At 60.3% G+C, this 3,316-nt stretch carries 3 protein-coding genes and 1 pseudogene; 1 reads left to right on the plus strand and 3 read right to left on the minus strand.

The window, feature by feature from the left end; translation table 11 throughout:
• Nucleotides 1-412: pseudogene (locus tag HX846_RS31025) on the plus strand (zinc-binding alcohol dehydrogenase family protein); the annotation flags it as partial.
• Between the two features lie 126 nt (nt 413-538).
• Here HX846_RS31025 and HX846_RS31030 read toward each other — a convergent pair.
• The 3 genes from HX846_RS31030 to HX846_RS31040 all read right to left on the minus strand — a co-directional run.
• Nucleotides 539-1,576, minus strand: coding sequence for a purine nucleoside permease (locus tag HX846_RS31030; protein ID WP_177028320.1), 1,038 nt, complete (start codon nt 1,574-1,576; stop codon nt 539-541).
• A gap of 20 nt (nt 1,577-1,596) precedes the next feature.
• Nucleotides 1,597-2,553 carry a nucleoside-specific channel-forming protein Tsx gene (locus tag HX846_RS31035; protein WP_032899590.1) on the minus strand — a complete coding sequence of 319 codons (957 nt, stop codon included), beginning with the start codon at nt 2,551-2,553 and terminating at the stop codon, nt 1,597-1,599.
• A gap of 155 nt (nt 2,554-2,708) precedes the next feature.
• A partial coding sequence (locus tag HX846_RS31040) for a helix-turn-helix domain-containing protein (protein ID WP_178966858.1) occupies nt 2,709-3,316 on the minus strand: 608 nt, incomplete at its 5' end.

A 3,316-nucleotide genomic window follows, 5' to 3' on the forward strand; every position in this document is an offset into this window, starting at 1 on the left:
GGGTTTCGAGGGCTTGTTACTGGGCCAGCCGGAAGCGCTGGGCGGGCAGGTTAATGCGCTGTTCGGTACGGGCGCCGATGTGATCTTTGACACCACCGGCTTCTGGTTGCCGGCAGCGGTGGCGGCGCTGGCGCCTTTTGGCCGTATCGCGATCATCGCCGCGCCGGTTGACGGGCACGTGCAACTGCCGGCCCTGGCGTTGTATCGCAAGGGTGGTTCGGTGGTGGGGATCAATTCGCTGCTCTACAACTGCGAGCAATGCGCCGTGATGCTGGAGCAGTTCGGGCGGTTCTTCGATGAGGACTTGTTGCCGCTGCCGACCGGTTTGCGGGAAGTGTCGCTGGCCGACGGTGTGAAGTGCTTTGAGCAAGTGAACCAGGGCAGTGCCGACAAGATTATCTTCCTGCCCTGACCCGCTTATTGTGGGCGCGGGCTTGTGTGGGAGCGGGCTTGCTCGCGAATACGGTGTGTCAGCCAATACATTCGGCACTGATCCACCGCTTTCGCGAGCAAGCCCGCTCCCACATTTGATCTTTGTTCAGGCTTCGGGAACGCCTTTTTCCCACGCCGACCAGTTCTTCAGAATTGCCTGCACCAGCGGATTACCGGTGCGATACAGGTTCTCCAGCGCCGGCACAAATCCGCCCTGGTCCGCATACTTCAGCAGGTTGTCCACTTCGCTGTAGCCCGGGTACGGCCGATCAAAGTCGGAACCGGCCCGCACCACCGCCAGGCGATTGATATCCACCAACCCTTCACGGCTGGCCCGCAGCAACGCTTCATAGGTGGAGTTGTCTTCCTGCTGGGTGGTGCAGTACACGCCTTTATTGTCCGTCAGCAATTTGGTCCAGACCTCGGCGCGCTCACTCAGGCGCGTCCCGGAGAACCAGGTATTGCCCGCCAGGGTGTCGCACTGGGTGACCTGCGGCGGCTGATTGGCCGGCGCGTACGGATAGTGTTTGCGCCAGGCCGTGGACTCCTTGCTTTCACTGAGCTCGACTTTTTGCGACAGCGCAAACGCCTTGGCTTGCAGCTTGGGATTGAGCTCGAACACTTCGGTCTTGTAGTCCAGCGGCGGCTTCTCGTTCGGCCCCTTGGTATTGATGCCGATATAGCCGGTCGGCCAGTCCTTCGGCGCGTCCCGTGAATCCAGTTCCCATTGGGTTCCGAATTCCACCAGGTAATGGGCCCACGCGGCGGTGCCGATGGTGCCATGGTGTGGGTTGATCCCGGCGATCCCGGCGATCAGGAAGTAGCTCTGGCGCAGGTCGAACTTGGGCGACAACGCCAGCGCCAGGGTCGAGGCGGCAGCGTTGGTCTGGCCCATGCCGGTCACCAGCAGGCACACGTCCTGGGTGTTGCAGCGGATCACTGGATACTCGGCCGACAAGCCTGGCACGCGAACTTCCTGCTTGAGTTCCAGGCGGTCGATCCAGTTCTGCGCTTCGGGGGCGAACATGGTGATCAGCATCACCTTGGGCTTGATCGGGGCCGGGGCATCAGCCAGCACGACCTGCGGCAACAGCGCCCCGGCGGCCAGCCCGATGGCGATTGAAAGGCGGGTAAAGGTCTTCATCTACTGCTCCTTGTTCACACTCAGAATTGATAGCCCACACCGGCGTAGTAACCCCAGCCGTTGGAGCGGGCGCGGAAATTGCCGTCGCCAAAGTTCAGCTCGCTGCCGTCTTCCCAGTTGCCGCCGTTGTGGAAGTAACGGCCTACCAGGGTGAAACGCAGGTGAGTGAACGAATACAACAGCACGTTTGTTGCAACCAGGGAGTTGGCGGTGCGCGCGGGGTTGTCTTTGTGCAGATCCGAGCCGAAATCGTAGTTGGTGAAGCCGATATAGGTCAGCGACGCACCATTGTCGAAGCTGCCGATGGGCACGATGTATTTCATCTGCGCACGGTAGCCGTCCCATGAGTATTCGTTGCTGGCGCCGTAGTTTTCCCACTGGTAACGGCCATAGAAGTTGGCCGACAGGTTGACCCGCGAGTGGGTCTCGATGTCGGTGCCCAGGCCGCTGTACAAGGTGTTGGCACGGTTGTCCTTGTTGCTGCCGTGGTCGTAGATCCAGTCAAACGCTACATACCATTCCTTGAACGGGCCGATGGCCAGGCTGCGACCGGCCAGGTAGTCGATGGAGATGCGCGGTTCGTGCTCCATGAACACCGGCGAGCCGTGGTCCCACGCGCCTTTGTCGTTGCTGTTGCCGATCCCGAAGATCTTCGGGATGTCGACGTAGCCATACAGTTCGAACGGGCCCTTGCGGCCGAAGTATTCGTACTCCAGGTACACGTCATCGGCGGGTTTGGGGCCGAAGCTGATGTCTTTGCTGCCGATCACCGTCAGGTCCTGGTTGAACCAGTCCGACAGGTACACGCCTTTTTTCGACGGGCTGGCTTCCGGGGCCAGGGCTTCGCCCTGTGCTGAGTCATCGGTGGGTTTTTCCTGCGCCAAAATGGGTCCGCTGAGTACTCCCGTAACGGCAGCCAGTAGCAGGGAAACAGCAAAAGGGGTAGCCGACGCGGATCGTCTGGAAGTGGGTTGCATTGAAAATCCCTGTTCGTACGCGGTTGGGGCCCGATTCTTCGGGTTGAGGTGAACCTGGTTGCCAAGTTCGTTCCGCAAACGTTTGCACAGGTTGTACCAATTTGTGTCAATTGCATGAAGGAATTGAGAAAAGTGGGAAATAGTCGGCCTTTTGGTCAGAAATGCGCCTTGGTAAACGGCAGCGCCTGATCGCCATTGCGGTTAAACAGGTACATCGCGGTTTCCCGGCGATATTCGCTGGGCGTCTGGTTCATCTCGATGCGAAAGTGCCGGTTGAAGTTGGAGAGGTTGGCGTAACCCACTTCAAAACAGATATCGGCCACTGACATCTCGCTTTGCAGCAACAGGCGGCAGGCGCGCTGCACCCGGAACTTGCGCATCAGGTCGATAAAGCCGTGGCCGGTGACGCGCTTGAAAAAACGCGAGAAGCCCGGTTCGCTCATGTCCAGCCGTTGGGCGATCACCGACAGCCGCAGGTCGCCGGTCAATTCCGTCATCAGGTATTCGAAGGCCTTGTGGATACGCTCCGAGCTGCGGGCATCCAGGCTTGGCGTGTAGCAGGCACTGGCCAGGCAATGGGCTTCCCCGGAGGATGCCTGCCCCAAGGTATGCAGTAACTGGATGAACAGAATCAGGCGCGCCAGGCCCTCGGCGGGGCCGATGGACTCCAGCAGGTGCGCAGCCTTCAGGGCGGTTTCACCGGTGAATTCCAGGCCGCGCCGGGCCCGGTCAAACAGGCCTTGCAGGTCGCCCAGCTCAGGCA

It is taken from the genome of Pseudomonas sp. K5002 (assembly GCF_013386655.1).
In the GTDB taxonomy this organism is placed as follows: domain Bacteria; phylum Pseudomonadota; class Gammaproteobacteria; order Pseudomonadales; family Pseudomonadaceae; genus Aquipseudomonas.

What these genes read in the sequence shown, in the direction of transcription:
- HX846_RS31030 (WP_177028320.1), bottom strand. Translation starts at nt 1,576, where the DNA reads ATGAAGACCTTTACCCGCCTTTCAATCGCCATCGGGCTGGCCGCCGGG.
- HX846_RS31035 (WP_032899590.1), bottom strand. Translation starts at nt 2,553, where the DNA reads ATGCAACCCACTTCCAGACGATCCGCGTCGGCTACCCCTTTTGCTGTT.